At 51.9% G+C, this 17,181-nt stretch carries 15 protein-coding genes; 14 read left to right on the top strand and 1 reads right to left on the bottom strand.

From position 1 onward, the window contains the following. Nucleotides 1-22: 22 nt before the first annotated feature. From rfbA to E4M07_RS24155, 7 genes are all read left to right on the top strand, one after another. The gene (rfbA, locus tag E4M07_RS24185; protein ID WP_136660995.1) at nt 23-898 is read left to right on the top strand and encodes a glucose-1-phosphate thymidylyltransferase RfbA; all 876 of its coding nucleotides are present in this window, start codon (nt 23-25) and stop codon (nt 896-898) included. After that, complete coding sequence (gene rfbC / locus E4M07_RS24180; RefSeq protein WP_136660994.1) at nt 898-1,446, top strand: dTDP-4-dehydrorhamnose 3,5-epimerase; 549 nt, start codon at nt 898-900, stop codon at nt 1,444-1,446. The genes rfbA and rfbC overlap by 1 nt, the downstream gene beginning before the upstream one ends. Nucleotides 1,447-1,463: 17 nt before the next feature. Beyond that, nucleotides 1,464-2,534 (top strand): dTDP-glucose 4,6-dehydratase, encoded by a 1,071-nt coding sequence (rfbB, locus tag E4M07_RS24175; RefSeq protein WP_136660993.1) that lies wholly within the window; start codon nt 1,464-1,466, stop codon nt 2,532-2,534. Continuing rightward, entirely contained in the window at nt 2,531-3,364 is an 834-nt protein-coding gene (gene rfbD / locus E4M07_RS24170) for a dTDP-4-dehydrorhamnose reductase (protein WP_136660992.1), read from the top strand. Before rfbB ends, rfbD begins: the two co-directional genes overlap by 4 nt. A gap of 143 nt (nt 3,365-3,507) precedes the next feature. Next, complete coding sequence (locus tag E4M07_RS24165; RefSeq protein WP_169054373.1) at nt 3,508-4,809, top strand: glycosyltransferase; 1,302 nt, start codon at nt 3,508-3,510, stop codon at nt 4,807-4,809. Then, nucleotides 4,790-6,046, top strand: a complete 1,257-nt coding sequence (locus tag E4M07_RS24160) for a glycosyltransferase (RefSeq protein WP_136660990.1) — start codon at nt 4,790-4,792, stop codon at nt 6,044-6,046. Before E4M07_RS24165 ends, E4M07_RS24160 begins: the two co-directional genes overlap by 20 nt. Nucleotides 6,047-6,103: 57 nt before the next feature. Beyond that, nucleotides 6,104-6,961, top strand: a complete 858-nt coding sequence (locus E4M07_RS24155) for a sulfotransferase (RefSeq protein ID WP_169054372.1) — start codon at nt 6,104-6,106, stop codon at nt 6,959-6,961. 103 nt (nt 6,962-7,064) lie between these two features. On the opposite strand, the gene E4M07_RS24150 is transcribed toward E4M07_RS24155, so the two are convergent. Continuing rightward, entirely contained in the window at nt 7,065-7,901 is an 837-nt protein-coding gene (locus E4M07_RS24150) for a rhamnan synthesis F family protein (protein WP_136660988.1), read from the bottom strand. 995 nt (nt 7,902-8,896) lie between these two features. Here E4M07_RS24150 and E4M07_RS24145 point away from each other — a divergent pair. From E4M07_RS24145 to E4M07_RS24115, 7 genes are all read left to right on the top strand, one after another. Further along, entirely contained in the window at nt 8,897-11,434 is a 2,538-nt protein-coding gene (locus tag E4M07_RS24145; RefSeq protein WP_136660987.1) for a DUF6212 domain-containing protein, read from the top strand. A gap of 54 nt (nt 11,435-11,488) precedes the next feature. Continuing rightward, on the top strand, nt 11,489-12,490 hold the full coding sequence (locus E4M07_RS24140; RefSeq protein ID WP_136660986.1) for a hypothetical protein: 1,002 nt from the start codon (nt 11,489-11,491) through the stop codon (nt 12,488-12,490). Between the two features lie 65 nt (nt 12,491-12,555). Next, nucleotides 12,556-13,221, top strand: a complete 666-nt coding sequence (locus tag E4M07_RS24135; protein WP_136660985.1) for a class I SAM-dependent methyltransferase — start codon at nt 12,556-12,558, stop codon at nt 13,219-13,221. 18 nt (nt 13,222-13,239) lie between these two features. Next, nucleotides 13,240-14,466 carry a hypothetical protein gene (locus tag E4M07_RS24130; protein ID WP_136660984.1) on the top strand — a complete coding sequence of 409 codons (1,227 nt, stop codon included), beginning with the start codon at nt 13,240-13,242 and terminating at the stop codon, nt 14,464-14,466. Nucleotides 14,467-14,682: 216 nt separating this feature from the next. Continuing rightward, nucleotides 14,683-15,477, top strand: coding sequence for a hypothetical protein (locus tag E4M07_RS24125; RefSeq protein ID WP_136660983.1), 795 nt, complete (start codon nt 14,683-14,685; stop codon nt 15,475-15,477). Continuing rightward, nucleotides 15,462-16,388: an FkbM family methyltransferase gene (locus E4M07_RS24120; RefSeq protein WP_136660982.1), complete on the top strand. Its 927-nt coding sequence runs from the start codon at nt 15,462-15,464 to the stop codon at nt 16,386-16,388. The genes E4M07_RS24125 and E4M07_RS24120 overlap by 16 nt, the downstream gene beginning before the upstream one ends. 367 nt (nt 16,389-16,755) lie before the next feature. Continuing rightward, nucleotides 16,756-17,085, top strand: a complete 330-nt coding sequence (locus E4M07_RS24115) for a glyceraldehyde 3-phosphate dehydrogenase NAD-binding domain-containing protein (RefSeq protein ID WP_136660981.1) — start codon at nt 16,756-16,758, stop codon at nt 17,083-17,085. The last annotated feature ends 96 nt before the right edge of the window (nt 17,086-17,181 follow it).

The raw sequence follows: 17,181 nt of genomic DNA, 5'->3' as shown, positions 1-17,181 counted from the left end.
TTCACCGGGTATAGAGGATCGTATGAAAGGCATAATCCTTGCGGGCGGCAGCGGAACACGCCTTTACCCGCTTACGCTTGCGGTTTCAAAGCAGTTGCTGCCGGTTTACGACAAGCCGATGATCTACTATCCGCTCAGTGTCCTGATGCTGTCGGGTATTCGGGAAATCCTGGTCATTTCCACGCCGCGGGACCTGCCGGTCTTCGAAGCGATGCTCGGCGACGGAAGCAACTACGGCGTTAGTCTAAGCTATGCGGAACAGCCGCAACCGAACGGGCTGGCGGAGGCTTTCATCATCGGGCGGGCGTTCGTCGGCACGGACAGCGTTTCCATGATCCTGGGCGACAATATCTATTTCGGCGACGGACTTTCGCGGCTGTGCCAGCAGGCGGCGGCGCGCGACAAAGGAGCATCCGTTTTCGCCTATCATGTGGACGATCCGCACCGCTATGGCGTCGTCGAATTCGATCCGCATTCGAAAGTGGCGCTCAGCATCGAGGAAAAGCCGGATGTGCCGAAGTCCAATTGGGCGGTCACCGGGCTCTATTTCTACGACAATGACGTGCTGGATATCGCGCAGTCGATCGCGCCTTCGGACCGCGGCGAACTGGAAATCACGGCCGTCAACAACATCTACCTGGAGCGGGGAGACCTGCTCGTCCACCAGCTGGGCCGCGGCTATGCCTGGCTTGACACCGGAACCCATGACAGCCTGCACGAGGCTTCTGCTTTCGTGCGGACGATCGAACACCGGCAGGGCATCAAGATTGCCTGCCCGGAAGAGATCGGCCTCGTGATGGGCTGGCTCCAGCCGGACGATGTTGTCAAACACGCGCAGGCGCTGGGCAACACGCCCTATGCCCATTATCTCAAGCGGCGCGCCGCGGAGCTGGCCTGATGGAGATGCGCGAGCTCGGCCTTGGGGGCGTCCTGGAAATCCGACCGGATCGGCACGGGGACAGCCGCGGCTTCTTTTCCGAAACCTACAACAGGTCCCGGCTGGAAAATTCGGGAATCCGCCTTGAATTCGTTCAGGACAATTTTTCCTATTCGCGCCACAAGGGGGTGTTGCGGGGGCTGCACTATCAGCTTCCGCCCGCGGCGCAGGACAAGCTCGTGCGGGTCTCGAGGGGATCAATCCTTGATGTCGCCGTCGACATTCGCCGCAACTCCCCCAGTTTCGGCGCCTCGGTCTCGCTGGTCGTCTCGGCCGATGCCTGGAACCAGATTTTTATACCAAAAGGTTTCGCACACGGCTTTCTGACACTGGAGGATGACACCGAGGTCGTCTATAAGGTGACGGATTACTATTCGCCGCAGCATGACCGCGCAATTCGGTTTGACGATCCCGATATCAATATCGAATGGCCGGTAGCGCGGGCTGATATCGTTATGTCGGACAAGGATCGCGCGGCGCCGCTCCTGGCCGACGCCGAGACATTCTAGGGGGTTCGGAGAGGAAAATGCGGGTTCTCGTTACGGGCGGTGCGGGATTCATCGGATCTGCCGTTTGCCGGCACCTGGCGGATGATCCGGCCAATGTCGTCGTCAATCTCGACAAGCTGACCTATGCCGGCAATCTCGCTTCGCTTCGGTCCATCGAAAACCGGCAAAACTACAAACATGTCAAGGCCGATATCTGCGACGAGGCGCGTGTGCTGCAAATCCTGCAGCAGGAGCGCATCGAAGCCGTCATGCACCTAGCCGCGGAAAGCCATGTCGACCGGTCGATCGACGGACCGGCCGCCTTCATTCAGACCAATGTCGTCGGCACCTATCACCTGCTCAGCGCAGCGCTTACCCACTGGCGGTTGTTGCCCGACGAGAGCCAGGCGCGGTTCCGCTTTCATCATGTCTCTACAGATGAGGTCTTCGGCGACCTGCCCCTCGACGGCGGCGTGTTCACCGAGGAAACGCCCTATGCGCCATCGTCGCCCTATTCGGCTTCAAAGGCGGCATCGGACCACCTGGTGCGCGCCTGGGGCGGGACCTACGGCCTCCCGGTCGTCCTTTCCAATTGTTCGAACAATTACGGACCGTTCCATTTCCCGGAAAAACTCATTCCGCTCATCATCTTGAACGCGCTCGACGAAAAGCCGCTGCCGGTTTACGGCAAGGGCGAGAATGTGCGCGACTGGCTGCATGTGGAAGATCACGCGCGGGCACTGGCTGCCGTGCTCGCCCGGGGAACCGTCGGCGAGAGCTACAATATCGGCGGCGATGCGGAGCGCACCAATCTGCAGGTGGTCGAAGCCATTTGCGATATTCTCGACGCGGTGCGCCCGCGCCGGGGCGGCGACAGCCATCGCGACCTGATTGCCTTCGTGACCGACCGGCCGGGCCATGACCGGCGCTATGCGATCGATGCTTCGAAGACACGGCGCGAACTCGGCTGGGCCCCGCGCGAGAGCTTCGAGAGCGGGCTTGAGCGGACCGTTGACTGGTTCCTGCAAAACGAATGGTGGTGGCGGCCGATCCGCGAAGGCGCCTACTCCGGGGAAAGGCTTGGCGATTTGGACAAGGGCGCGGCGTGAAACTTCTCGTGACCGGAACAAAGGGGCAGGTATCGCGCTGTCTGCAGGACAGGGCCGCGGTTCGCGATGACGTGGAACTCATCGCCGTCGGCCGGCCCGAGCTCGATCTGCTGAAGCCGGAGGGAATTGGCCGTATCGTTGAGGCGCACGCGCCGGATGTTGTTGTCTCGGCGGCGGCCTATACGGATGTCGACGGGGCGGAGGACGAAGCGGACATCGCCTTTGCTGTCAACGAAACCGGCGCCGGCGCGGTTGCCGCCGCGGCAAAGGCCATTGACGCGCCGGTCATCCATCTTTCGACCGACTACGTCTTTTCCGGAGACCTCGACCGGCCCTATACGGAAGACGATGAACCGGACCCGCAGACCGTCTACGGCGCCAGCAAGCTCGCCGGCGAGAAGGCGGTGGCCGCCGCCAATCCGCGGCACGTCATCCTGCGCACGGCGTGGGTCTACAGCCCCTACGGAAAGAATTTCAGGAACACCATGCTGAAGCTCGCCGAAACCCGCGATGAGATCGCGGTGGTGGACGACCAGATCGGCAACCCGACTTCGGCTTATGAAATTGCGGATGCTATTCTGGATATCTCCGGGAGGCTGCTTGGCAGTGGTGACCCGTCCTGCTACGGAGTGTTCCATCTTGCCAGCCCGGATTCGATGAGCTGGGCGGATTTCGCAGAGAAGATTATGGATGCGAGCAGGGCGGCAGGCGGGCCCTTTGCCACAATCAGGCGGATATTGTCGGTTAAGTATCAGACAAAGGCGGCAAGGCCGAAAGACTCAAGGCTAAGTGTACAGAAGTTGCGCGGGGATAGTGCGTTGACGTTGTGAGCATGTGCTTGTTTACTCAGCGCAATATCTTAACCAAACAAACCATATTAGAATGCTCTTGATGTTGTAATCCGATGAGGCTGGATTTTCGGCAAATAATTGTTTGGCCATTGCTTATCAGAGGTGCCGTAAGCTCATTACACATGAACGGTGTAACGGGCGCGTTTGCCAAGACAGTCCATATTGTCCGTTCAAAGGGCATCCGCGAGGCTGTGAGGCGGATCCAACAGTCTCTTCGGCTTCATGCGCGTCTTCTTGAAGTCGCTCCCACACAAAAGAACAACCTGACATATATCGAATCGCACAACGAGTATTTGTCGATTCTCGGCCCTCGCGCCAAACCGCGACCGGCGCGCTTTCCAAATGTCGTCATTATATCAGATACGACACTAGAACAGTGTCACCGGTATCGTATTGAAAACAAAATCGCTTTCTTGCGAGGACTGGGGGTAAGGGCAACATTTGTGCACGCTGAAGATATTCCCAATGCGATTAACGCGATTCAATTTTCTAGTGCGGTGATTTTTTACCGTTTGTCCATGAACGACGCGTTCATGAACTATTGTTCAGAAGCAGCTCGACTGGGCGTACCAACGCTTTATGACATTGATGATCCAATGTTTGATCGCGACATCATCATCGCAAACGCAAATGTTAGTGCAATTGATCCACACACGCGCGAAGCGCTCTTACGCGATTCATCGGCCACGCGTGATGCAATGGTGCGCTGTGATTTCATGCTGGCGAGCACCCCGGCTCTTGCGGAAATCATGTGTCTGGCCTCGGGTGGAAAACCCGCATTTGTATGGCGAAATGTTGCTGATAAGGAGGCGTTGGAGCTAGGTGACGAGATTTATTGTGCTAATCCGGAACAACAATCGAGTGCTGTTCGCATCGGATATTTTTCCGGATCACTTGCGCATGAAGCCGATTTTGATGTCGCGGCGCCTGCTATAGCGCGTTTCATGAAAGAGCGGGAGGACGTCAACCTGCTGTTGTTTGGGCACGTAAACGAAAGATCTTTATTTGACGATCTTGGTGGCCGGATTACGAACGCAGCGGTAGCCGATTATAGCGATTATATAAATGCCATAGCGGGGTGTGATTTTGTTGTGGTGCCGCTGGTCGACAATGAGTTCAATCGTTGCAAAAGCATCGTGCGGTATATAGACGCGGCACTGGTTCGAGTTCCTGTCATTGCGTCGCGGGTTGGGGACTACGCAGCCCTTGTTCGAAATGGCGAAACCGGATGGCTCGTGTCTGAAGAGGAGTGGTTGACGGCGCTTGAGCAAGCCCGCGATGATGCGTCTGAGCGACAACAAATGGGATTGCGCGCGCGCGCATTTGTGGAATCAGAATATGCGGTCGGATCTTACCGCCCAGATTTAGGCGCAAGTCTCAATAAAGCACTCCTTGGATATTCTTGTGCGCCTTCTCGTCATTAACATATATTTTGAACCGACCTCTTTTGGGGGAGCGACCGTAGTAGCTGAGCAATTGGCCGCACGAATGAATTCTACTGGGCGGTTTGACGTTACTGCACTTTCAGCGGCGTTTGGTGCACCAGCGACCACTCGAACAATACGTTATCGTACGCGCTTCGGCTTCGACGGTTTTGTTGTTTCATTGAAGAACCGGACCTCGGAAAGCCCGTTGGAGCGCACCAAAAACTCCAAATTTGATGACGCGCTTAAGCAAGTTCTTGATTTTGTTCGCCCTGATGTTGTTCATGTTCACTGTGTGCAGGAGCTGGGTGCATCATTCTTTGATATATTGAAATCTGAGGGTACGCCCTTTGCAGTAACAGTTCATGACTTTTGGTATTTTTGTGAACGCCAGTTCATGATCGATGTAACTGGCGAGTTTTGTGCGCAACGCAAGATCGACGTCAAACGATGCTCTATGTGTTCGCCTGACACAAATGCCACAGTTCAGCGCACAGACTATCTAGTGAACCAGCTATCAAAGGCGAATTTGGTATTGACTCCAAGTGCTTATGCCCGCGACATGTTGATAGCCAATGGGCTTTCCAAGGATCTCGTACGGGTGAACAAAAACGGGGTTGTGCCACCGCCGGACGATGTCGGTCTGGCTCGATTGGATTGGGTCGGAGAGCCAATCCGCGTCGGTTACGTGGGCGGGCCTGGTGCGATAAAGGGGTGGAACCTAATTGTGGCTGCCCTTCGCAGGGCTCCAAATCTCAGGAAGCGGCTACAGATTATCGCCGTTGACGCTGGTGCCAATATTGGCCAGTCATGGAGGGAGGAATTGCTGCACAATACCGCAGACTTACCGGTGGTAGTTGTTCCTGGGTATAGTCCGAACGACATTGACAAAGCGTTCTCGCAATTTGATGCGGTAATCTGCCCATCACGATGGAAGGAAACGTTTGGGCTCGTTGTACGTGAAGCGTTGGTTCGCAAAAAATGGGTGATCGCGTCCGACGCCGGGGGATTGGCAGAAGACATTGTCGATGGCGAGAACGGGCGTATTCTTCCTTTCCCGCCTAACCGGGATAATGTAATCGAGGCGCTTACCGAGCTTGCTGATATGGTCGTGCCGCCCCGCTTTGACGTGAATAATATCAAGTCATCTGATGACCAGGCGAGAGAGGTCGAAAACTGGTTGTGCGAAATAATAGACCAGGATGGAATGCTTTCGGAGAAGCTGGCAATCTCGTGAGATGCCAATTTATTTAAGCCAATGACGATTGAAAGACTTTTCTTGTCGGTCGGGGCCATGAAAGCCGGAACCACATTTCTATACGATGTATTGAGAAAGCACCCCGATATATTCTTTTCACACGAAAAGGAGCTTCACTATTTTGCACATACCGAGTGGTTGTCATGGCGCCTACAGCAGCCACTGGAATCAAATCGTTTCATGCTCAATCGCATAATTTTTCCGCGCCAGGTTTTGAGCAACAACTTTCGACGACATCGCTTGTCGGCCGTTTTGCGTCGGCGATACGCTAAACTGGACAATGCCGATGCATTGCGTTCAATCATGAGTTGGTATGTAGACCGCTACATGGCAAATCCTGTCAACGGTGCCTGGCTAAATGACATATTTGATGGCGCAGGAAATCGGTGGTGTGCCGACTTTTCCAATTACAATGCGCTGCTCAGCGATCGCGGATGGGCTGGTGTTCGTCGGCAGTGCACAAAATTAAAAGTCATGTACGTTCTGCGCGAGCCGGTCTCTCGATGCTGGTCCCATATCAAATTTGAGTTATTGTCGGCAGGTAAACGTGATGAACTCGTCAATGGCGAACTTAGCGTTGTCAATGAATTTTTGCAGAGTACCAGTTCAGCGCATGCACGATATGGTGCCGTCATCAACAGCCTGCGCCGAAATCTCTCGAAAGAGGATCTTTTGGTTGTCCGCTTTGAGGATGTAGTTGCAGAGCCGCAGCGTGAACTCTCTAAAATAGTCGATTTTCTGGGAGTCAGTGAATTTGATTTTTCGACGGTCAACGTTGCCGCTAAGATAAATTCTACTGAGGCACTCGATATTCCGCCGGCTGTGCGCACGCGCCTTGAAAATGCGCTGACGGATGAAATTGTACTTTACCAGAATTTTGGATCAGTCGAATAATCGGCATTGCTGCTATGGGCGGGCGTTTTTCCGCGCCGTTGTTGCCGAATTCCGAGCGTGTTGTTGATTGCCGTACTGCTCGTTGTAGTGTTCATCGACGGTGCTATTGTCGTGCAAGGTGCCGTACGATTGTGGCATCGATTCCAAATCGCATCTGCAATTCGTTGAAAAGAAGCGATAGATTTTGATCGGTTGGATTGTCGCGCACGAGCTCTTTTTTTACAAAAGGCAGATCTGCTTTGAGCGTCTCGCGCCACAAATAAAGTGTTGGGTTAAGGCTTGGAGTTTGCAGCGTGCGTCGCAAACTGCGTAAGGCAGAGCCAAGAGTGTTGAGGCGCAAATTAGCTGCCCAAATAGACAGGCGTTGGGGTGTAGAAAAATCACGCCGCGGTTCATACAAAGCGCCAACTGTATGACCGTGTTTTTCCATGAAAGCGGTCAATGCAACTTCGTAGCGCTGGATAATCTCCTGCTTTTCGGAATTAGGTGCTATGTCATTCCAAAATGCATCGAAAGCCCGCGATCGCAATGGACCAGATTTGTATCGAACAAAATACGACTGAATATGACGCCCAAATTCCCAACTAAGTGTAAGGCCGCAAATGTCGCGCGGATCTGCCGAAAGCCTCTCAAACAAGGATGTTGGATCCGCCAAAGGACCTATTATGCTGTCGTTGGTGAGTATGATCTCTTGAAAATGATCATAGGGTCTTATTGCTTCAAGACCAATCTTCCAGCTCATGAAGTCATAGCCAATGTTGTTTCGCACGATAATCTGTTTGCAAACTCTTGACAGAGAATCATGGGCATCTGTTGGAAGGGTGCTGGTTGACACGAAGGCTATTACATCGACATGGCGTGCGTAAGTTTCTATGGCCCGTAAGACTCCGGGCGAAAGCGAATCTGTTTTCGAAAAATGGGCAAAAACAAGCGCCTTCATATTTCTTCGTGATGCATTGTTGTGTGTGTGCGACTTAGGCAAATACCACTGCTCATAAATTGAGGACACTATACCTGATTGTTCGGGTGTGACGATACAGGCTCCTATAAAACTCGAGAGAACACCCTCTTCCCTGCATCTGAGGCCGAAAGCAACTGATGTGCTTTGCGAGCCCGGGTCTGAATGATAGATGACATTGTCCGACCTTCGTTAAATGTTTGCCATGTTCATTGGATCATTCACTGGTTCTCTTGGGTCATTGCCCCTGGCCCAGCCGACGATCTTGCGGCTGTAGGCATCCAACACGACCGCCAGATTCAGAGAGCTGGCACAGGTCGGCACTAGTGTTATGTCAGCCACCCGAAACATGTTCGGTTCGTTGGCGTCGACATGGGCATGATACCACTTCGTGAAGTGCCGATGCCCCGGTCATCAATTGAATGGAATAATCGGCCTGGTTGGTGGTTACGACTTCGACTTGAGGATGCCCCGTGGTTCTCTGCAAACAAGCCGCGGTCCTTGAGAGTCGCGCTCCTGGCGCAATTGTCAGTTCTCTTTGCGAAGGCGCCAAAGCTCCTCTCGCTCGTTGCTGTTCAGCCTACCATCGCGCAGGCCCATATACCGTTCGGATTGCTTGATCTAGGCGTGGCCGTTCTAAAATCACAGCTGGTCAGGCACATGAGGACGTAGCGCCCAGGTTACAATGGAGGCGATCGAAACCGAAGCAAATTCTGCTGGCTGCCATTGTCTGCGATTCCAATTGATTTCGCACAACCCTGAAGGTTGGGCGAACACCAAACCTATGTCGCAACGTGTCAACATCACGGCTTCTAGGATAGTTGTCACATACGTCGAAAGGCGCGCAAATTACCGTGGGCCTGTCGAAACTGGCTGCCGTCAGGAATTGGCAATGGGATTATGAGGCCGTGACCTAGACAGGCCACGCAGGATTATTCATAGATTGCGGGCTGATCGAGAGATTCATAGGAGTTCAGATGCAGGTCTGCTTCGTAACAAATGAGCTTTTTCCATTCCATCCTGGCGGAATCGGGCGACTGATTCATTCATTTATTTGCGAATTCGGCGGTAACGGCCGCAACTCGATACATATCTTGATGCCAGATGATTGCGGATTGTCGCTTGGATCGTTCGGCGACGGTGAAGATAGCAAGTTTCAGGAATTCGCTTCTCTCCGCAATGTTGCTGAGTTTCATTTCTACGACGCCAAGGCAGCACATCATTTGTCGCAGTTTGGGCTTGAGGCGAGCGATTTGTTTTACGATGGCCAGGACAACTATCTTCGCTCTTTCGCGTGCATGGTGGGGCTTCTCAAACTTCAAGAGAAAGGCATTTTCTTCGATCTTGTTGAATTCGTAGATTTTGGCGGCCTAGCGACGGCCACGATAGAGGCTCGTCGGGTCGGGTTATTGGCAGATATGCGCATCGCCGTTCGGCTGCATTCGACATTTTCAATTATTGCTTTGCATGAGGGCGGTGGCCACCTAATGACCGAATGGGTGGGCCGCATGTATGCGCTTGAAAAATTTGCGCTAAAAAATGCCGATATCGTTGTAGGACATCTGCCATTTGTGTCGGAAACGAATCGCAGACTTTATGGGTTGAGTGACAAATGGGCCGATAAAGTGGTCATCGAAACGCCACCGGTCTTTCCGCAATCAATCTCAATGGTTGAGGATGCCGGTGCAAGTGACGAATCCATATTCTTGTTTTCATCCCGGTTTCAACGATTCAAACGTCCAGACATCTTTATCAAAGCTGCAATTATTGCCTTGGATATGGGCATCGAGAATTCGCGGTTTGTGCTAGCGAGTTATGGATGGGATGCAGACTATATTGCCCAACTCAATGATTTAATCCCGGCTAACTACAAAGGCGAGATTGTTCTTGAGCGTGGTTTAAGTCCGGAAGATCGATTGGCATTAATCGCCAAATCGACGGTGGTGTTGCCTTCAACATATGAGAGTTTGTGTCTCTTTGCCTATGAAGCAGCACTGGCTGGGCGTCCGGTTATTTTGAATGCACGTTGTGAGGCATTTGGCGAAAACACGCCCTGGGTTGACCAAGTAAACTGCCTCAAATTTGACGGCACGGCTGCCGACCTGGCGCAAATGATGATTGATAGCCGCAATTGGCATCCGTTAGAGGTGGTTAGCGTCGCTGCGGATACCCCCTATTGGGATGAGGCTCATTTTCGATCGAATTCAGATGAAGCAGGCACGCCGGCGCAAGATCTTAAGAAGATTGGCTTGATTTGTTTTCTCAACCAGCTTCAGGATTTGGATATCATCAACACTTTGCGCACGGCCAGCACGGAAGACAACATACAGTTATTTGTGTGCTGTAATTCTGGCGATGCCGTGAAATTTAGGCAGATAATTCCTGACGATATTGAGCTTCTTGTGACCTCCTTTGAGGAACTATGCCCAGAACATATTCTTCACGTTGCGAACAATTATGAATTGGCTGGCGTTGCAGTCGTTGACCGAGACATTGAAATTGATTTCGAACTTTATACTCGGGCACATCGTTGCCTTAATGAGCATAATCATAAGGAGCAGCTCTGCGTCGTTACCAGTCACATAGTGGCGGATGGCATTCCATCATTTGTTTCGGGGGACGACGAGACACTCGCAATCATTAGTTGTCATGCACCACATAAATACAGCGTAGTCGGAACTCAATACCTTGCGGCATATAAGCAGAATGACTTTTGGGGCGAAGACTGGCTGAGCAATTTCATTCGTATTCATGTTGCATCAAAACGGGCTCAAGTTTTTGTGCTACCCCATTTTGTAAAAACTAAAGGTAGGCTCGTCAGCGACGATCAATCATACGTTTCTGGCTCCGTCGGATTGAATAAGGCTTACATGGAATGCCTCGGTTTTGTACCGCTAACAAATGCTGCTCCAGTTCGCATTCCAAAAAGGTCGAACGATGGATCAGCAGTGTCAACTGAGATCCTTGAGAGCAACCACGCAATTGGACTGCAAAGGGTTCCTTGGTCCAAAATGTCTACTGCTGTAATGGGGACTCCACCGCCGCCTGATCTCGGATTTGAATGCTTCTCATTCGATCATGAAAATCAGAGAATTCTGACGCACCCAACAGATTTCGGATTGGTATTTGGCCGCATCATAAATGGCGTACCTGCAGGTGTTTCAGCCATCACGGCCTATGTAATGACGTGCCATCCCGATGCCAGCGAGTTGGACTATGCATTATCCGTTTCTGATGGAGTTGATGTCGTTTCCGATGATCTTTCGACCCGGGCACTAAAGAAAATGTGGCGAACAATTAGGGGCGCGTATAGAAATCGTGTCGACGACAAAATGTGGGTGGAACGCGGGGGGTCAGGGTGGCATGCCATCGCACCTATGCGAAAAAGCAGCATAACTTTAAACCTTCCCCAAACACTAAATAATCCGTTGACTTTGAATTTTGGCGTGCGCGCCCACAAAGGCCAACATACCCACCTAGCCTGGGCATACTGGTATCATTTTTGTTTTGCTTGATAAGCTTCTAATATGTCTACATTACACCTTTCTATCAACGCCAATCGAGACACGATGTATATGCACCATGATGAAACGCTTCAGCGCGTTGTGCATATTTTTGATCTCGGTTGGCACGGCATTCGCGCTGCCTCGGGCTACTGTCCGGGAATCAAAATCGGAATAGATCACCGTGTTAGTTATCCGCGCGCCGCGTTAGAAAAAATACTAGCGGCTGTTACCAATGGTGATGCCGTGGCGGTTGTATTTCAAGGATTTTCGGCCGCCGCAGAGGCGGTCGCAATGTACCTGCATGAAAATCTGGGTACGGCCATGCCACTCAACGTGGTTACGCATGTTTCACCGGCACAGTTCGAAAATCATTTTGAGATGGATATGCTAGCCCGCCTTATTCGGCTGAAACGTTTTGGTGTCATTACGCGTATTGGCAGTGTCAAACCCGGATTTTCTGCTATTGACTCCGAATTTAGCAAAGTCCTTATTGTAAATCCGCCGCCGAATATTCCTGACAATAACGGCAATTTGCCCTTTCGAAAAAGCATTTACCGAAATCAGTCCAGCGTATTCATTCCACTGGAAAACACCTGGCGAAAAAATCTCTATACAAATTTTATTGCATTTGAGGGCAATCCCCGAATCGATGCCATATCGATGGTTAATTATCCCAGTTTTATTGATTTGCTATCTCATACGGCAAAACTTCAAATTACGGGATTTATGAATAAGCCGGATCTGCTGGCGCATATGTCGAGTGTTGGGCTTGTCTCAAATGTCACGTTGATCGAATGCCAGCCGATGACTCAGCTGGAAGCGTTAGCTGTCGGAACACCTTGTCTGACTTTACCGCTGTTTTTGCCGGGATTTGAAAAAAGCGAATATCGTCGGCTGACCGAAGTGCGCTATCCCGATGATATTTATTCCATCCGAGAACGAACGAATGGCATTCTCGAAATGTGGGAGCGCGACGAGGATGCAATCTTAGGCATAATGGAAGAGCATTATAATGCGTGTGTGAGGGAAATGCGCCGAAGCTATAGGGAATTTCTGAATCTGTAGGATTGGTGCATCCCGGCCGCTCGTTTCCCGATGGGCGGCTACGGTATTTGCTGCAAGGATGTCTTATGAGCCGCTGGCCGGACGGATATTTTAGTAAGTCAGTCGTGGAGCGGATCAGCGAAATCGGCCATAGGGCCTATGTTGGTGGCTTTACGGATGAATTGTGGTACAAAATCGGCAAACTCCAATACCATTTTTTGGTTGGTGAGGGCTTGTGTTGCGAGCATGTGTTCTACGACGTTGCCTGCGGTTCATTGCGACTGGGGCAATATCTCATACCTTATCTTGGGACCGGTCGATATTTTGGAATAGACCTTGCGCCCGAACTTGTGCAGGCCGGGCTCGATAACGAATTTTTCGGCCGTGTTATTGCTGAAAAGAAGCCATCCTTCTTTTTCAATTCGGAGTTTGATTTTCAGGATGCGCCCAAATTCGACTTTGCAATGGCTCAGTCGCTTTTCACGCATCTGACTCCAGATGATATCGCAAAATGTCTCACAAAAATGCAAGACAAGGCGCATAAAGCCAGCGCATTTTACTTTACCTTTTTCGAAGGTGCGCAGACGGCAGAGCAGTTGTCGCAAACGCGATCCGATCCAAACAAGAACTGGCGCTATGAATTTTCTCAAATTTCGGAAATAGCAAATAGGACGGGCTGGCGCGTGCACTTGGTTGGCGATTGGGAGCACCCGGCTAATCAAAAAATGGTCCGCGCCGAGCCTGCTCGCTAAACGATTCTGAAACGGATAATGACAAGCTTCAAGATCATCCGCGAAAAACAAAGTATCGATGTTCACTGCGAGGGGCGCAACGTCTTCTCGGCGCCAATTGGCCAGTGCGCCAGCGCGGTCGACTTTGCGCTATCCGAAATGGGCGACAATCCTGGGAAAATCCAGTTTGGTGCGGGAAGGTTTGATCTTGACCGTCCGATCCTTGTCGACAAGCAAGTCACCATAGAGGGAACTGGTTACGGCACCTGTCTTGTGCCGGCGGCGGGAACATACGCTGTGGAGGTGAAAGCGAATGCAAACACACCGTTGCGGCGCGAAATCATTCGCGACGCTGATCCATGGCTGCGCGAGATGGAAAATCGGACCCATGGAATCAGCCTGCGAAATCTTCGCATTGATGGGTTTAACCAAGGCAAGGGGCTGTCCGTCGAGTTCCTGATTGAGGGCGATTTTTCCAATCTCTATATCTACCGCGTTGTCGATGGGCCTGCCATACGCCTTGGCCCGTCGGTAATGGAAACGACTTTTACAAAGATCCACCTTCTGGATTGTGGGGCATTGAATAGCGCGGCCATTTCAATCGAGCGTCAAGAAGAGGGTGACGCCTGCAACAACCTTATATTCGACAAGGTTTTTGTAATATTTCCGAATGGTACCGGAATGGAAATAGGTTCAGGGCTAGGCGAAGAGCGGCCGCGCATCATCACATTGCACGATTGTATGTTCCACGGCTGGCTACCTATTGAGCGCGCTGCAGACCGCCCCTTGCTGAAAATCAAGGCGATAGATAGAAGTCGGGGCGCCCGCATTCAGGGAGGGCGTTTTACCAATGCCGGCTTTGGCCACCCGTTGGTGGCCATCCATGAAGGCGATGCCAAGTTCAACATGGCCCTATTTGGCGGCGGCGGCGGAAGTTGTGCAATTATGTCGAAGCCCGGGACAAGTCTCAGCGTTCGGGACAGTATATTTCATAGTCTGCGCGGGCGAGAACGCCACGGCGATCTTGTCCATGCAGGCGGTGTATTGAACTTTGATGGAAATGTCTGCCACAAGAATTTTGGGCGGATTGTGCTGAATCAAAAAGCTGCGGCTCTCATCTGCGGTAACACATTCTACGCCGAAGGGCGCGGTGGGCGGGTGTTTGTTGTCAATCCCGGTGCGCAAGCGCGTATTCGTGACAATATATTCGTTGAGTTTCCTGAAGGCATGCGAAATGATCTCATTGGGGACAATCTATTTACATGAGGGGTGGACACCTTGTGTAGGGAATCCAGCGCAATACGGGGCACTCCGTCCTCCTGCCCGCGTTGCGCCTGCGATCATTCAATAGTATCAACGCTCCCCCGGTGCTGTCGGTGTTTATCTGAGTCGAATTGGCGAAGCGCGCTGGCTGACGCAATTATATGTGAGTTCTGCTGAACTGGTGACAAAACGCAACCAGGGCGTATGTAAAGGAAACAGATGTCGGATTTATCGCTGTTTGGCCTGTTGTTGGCGACGCAACGCTCTGGAACAGGCGCCTTGGGATCGGTTCTTGACCAGCATGCGCAACTAAAATACCTGGGCGAGATATTCCACCCCGACAATATAGGCGATGCCGGTAACTATTTTACCTTCTTCCGCGATCTGGTGCGGGATGACCCCGATCGCGCCATGCCGTGGCGTTTGGCGGAAAATTTCCACGAATTCGTCGAACAAAAAAATGCGCGCTTTCCGGGTAAGCACATTGTCATTGATATCAAATATCGCAGCCTGCACCATCTCAATCAAGGGTGGCATGGACTTTCAGAAATGCCATGGGTGATCCGCTATGCGCGCCAGAGCAAAATGCCGATCATTCACCTTACACGAAGGAATTTTTTGGAAAGCTTCGTGTCTGGACGGTTAGCCGAAGCCAACGAAATCTGGCACACGTCAGATCCGGATGCCGCAAAGGTCAAATCCGTTGTCATCAATATTCGCCAGATGTGCAATTACATTCGCGGCATGGAAGAAGAGGTAAACCTCATGACCCGCTGGACGCGTGGTTATGACAAGCTCGTGCATATTGATTATGGAGATATGTTCGGACCGGCCGGCGATGTGAAGGAAATCCATACGGACGTGATCGCTGTGGCTTTTAGCGTCGACGCGTTCAAAAACCGCGCGCCGAGTTTCGTAAAGCAGGCGCCAGCCAACTTGGAACGGTCAATCGAGAATTATGAATTGGTGAAATCGGCGCTTGCGGGCACGCCGCATGAATGGATGGCGCCATAAGGGCGCTGTCTGATCTATTTGGTCGAACAGCGTTCGATGGGGCTAAGATGAAGCTAGATGATTTGGAACGACGTAACGAACAAGCACGCGCGCAGGTCGCCGCGTTTCGGCGAAGCGCGCATCCCGACCGCTTCGGCGAGATCGATGCTGAGTTTCACAAATACAAAAACGGCTATCCATTTTATGGCCATGTGCCTGTCATTGTCGGCGATATTGAAATCGTCATGTACTGCGGCAATGATGATCTCGTTGCGCTGACCTATTTCTGGCATGGCGCCAATTCATATGAGGCTGGGTCTTTGGACATTTGGTTGCGTCTCGCCAAAAACGCCCAGAATGTATTGGATGTCGGCGCATTTTCAGGCCTCTACTCTCTAGTTGCGGCGTCAGCATGTCCGGATGCTTGCATATGGGCGTTTGAGCCCTCGCGCCGTACCCATGGGCGGCTCTTGCTGAATGCCTACATTAATGGATATCAAAAGCGCATTCGTGCGATAAACAACGCTGTTTCGAATGAAGTTTCCGAACTACGGCTTATGCAGTTCCGTGGTGAGAATATTCTCGGCAATGGTGCTGCGATTGTCGAGAAGCAGTTACCCGTCACTGACGTTACAGAAGTTGTCGGAGTCATTCCGCTCGATGACTTTTGTGTATCCGAAGGCGTGCGGCCGGATTTGTTGAAAATTGATGTTGAAGGTGCTGAGGTCATGGCGCTTGAGGGGATGGCAGAAATGCTCGCCACTGATCAGCCGACTATGCTTGTGGAGGTCACACCGCAAACGGCCAAGGACGTAAAAGCATTTCTCGATCGCCTTGGCTATAAGACTTGCATCGTAGATGACCGGACGGGCGTTATATCTCCGTATGAAGGGCCAATTTCCGCTGTTTCAAATTTGTACGCCGAGCGTTGACCGCAGTTTTTGAGCGTGCATTCTGATTGGGTAATCGTGCCGTCCTTCGTCGAAATTAATTGAAAGCGGATGAATGCAATCAAGGAGAATTTGATGGGGGCCGGCAGCCAATCTACTTGTGAAGTGAATTAATAGATCTGGCGCAATCAAGCGCAAGTATTTACCTTATTTTTCTCGGATTTCTTCAATCCAAGGGAACTTAATAGCTTCATTTTCACTCCAGATGAACTTGCTAAACAGTAGTGTCGAAGTTTTCCGTGAACGAAGAGGGAAGCCACACTCTGCGGCGTTCGGAAAACGCTAGACTCAATCCGAATCTCTTATATGAGTAGCATGGGTGGCGAAATCAGTCTGAGGAGCTGAGGTAGTGGATAAAATACGCATCGGAATCAACGGCTTCGGTCGAATTGGTCGAACCGTGGCGCGAATGGTGCTTGCCGATGAGCGCGTGGAACTCGCCGCGATTAACGACACGGTCGATGATATCGAAAATCTACTCTATCTGTTTAACTACGACTCCCATTACGGGCGGCTGCATGAGCCCGCTTCAACGGCCGAAGGTCAATCGTCGATTTCGGTCAACGGCACGACCGTGCCTGTTTTCTGTGCATCGAGCATCGATGAGGCGCCATGGAGGGGAGAGAGCGTTGATGTGGTGGTCGACAGCTCCGGGGGGGGATGTCCCGTTCTCTGTTGAAAAAGAACTGAGGATTGGGTGGCGTTGCTTCCCCTGAGCATTAAGCTCAGGGCATTGAACCTGAAAGGAAGCAACACCATGAAGACGATTAGCACA

The sequence above is a fragment of the Nitratireductor sp. XY-223 genome (genome assembly GCF_004959855.1).
Lineage (GTDB): Bacteria > Pseudomonadota > Alphaproteobacteria > Rhizobiales > Rhizobiaceae > Hoeflea_A.
This window is presented reverse-complemented; position numbering and strand designations above follow the sequence as displayed.

Coding starts and splice junctions, on each gene's coding strand:
- rfbB (WP_136660993.1), top strand. CDS start 1,464: ATGCGGGTTCTCGTTACGGGCGGTGCGGGATTCATCGGATCTGCCGTT.
- E4M07_RS24120 (WP_136660982.1), top strand. CDS start 15,462: ATGGATGGCGCCATAAGGGCGCTGTCTGATCTATTTGGTCGAACAGCG.
- E4M07_RS24135 (WP_136660985.1), top strand. CDS start 12,556: ATGAGCCGCTGGCCGGACGGATATTTTAGTAAGTCAGTCGTGGAGCGG.
- E4M07_RS24145 (WP_136660987.1), top strand. CDS start 8,897: ATGCAGGTCTGCTTCGTAACAAATGAGCTTTTTCCATTCCATCCTGGC.
- E4M07_RS24130 (WP_136660984.1), top strand. CDS start 13,240: ATGACAAGCTTCAAGATCATCCGCGAAAAACAAAGTATCGATGTTCAC.
- E4M07_RS24165 (WP_169054373.1), top strand. CDS start 3,508: ATGAACGGTGTAACGGGCGCGTTTGCCAAGACAGTCCATATTGTCCGT.
- E4M07_RS24140 (WP_136660986.1), top strand. CDS start 11,489: ATGTATATGCACCATGATGAAACGCTTCAGCGCGTTGTGCATATTTTT.
- E4M07_RS24155 (WP_169054372.1), top strand. CDS start 6,104: ATGAAAGCCGGAACCACATTTCTATACGATGTATTGAGAAAGCACCCC.
- rfbC (WP_136660994.1), top strand. CDS start 898: ATGGAGATGCGCGAGCTCGGCCTTGGGGGCGTCCTGGAAATCCGACCG.
- E4M07_RS24150 (WP_136660988.1), bottom strand. CDS start 7,901: ATGAAGGCGCTTGTTTTTGCCCATTTTTCGAAAACAGATTCGCTTTCG.
- rfbA (WP_136660995.1), top strand. CDS start 23: ATGAAAGGCATAATCCTTGCGGGCGGCAGCGGAACACGCCTTTACCCG.
- E4M07_RS24125 (WP_136660983.1), top strand. CDS start 14,683: ATGTCGGATTTATCGCTGTTTGGCCTGTTGTTGGCGACGCAACGCTCT.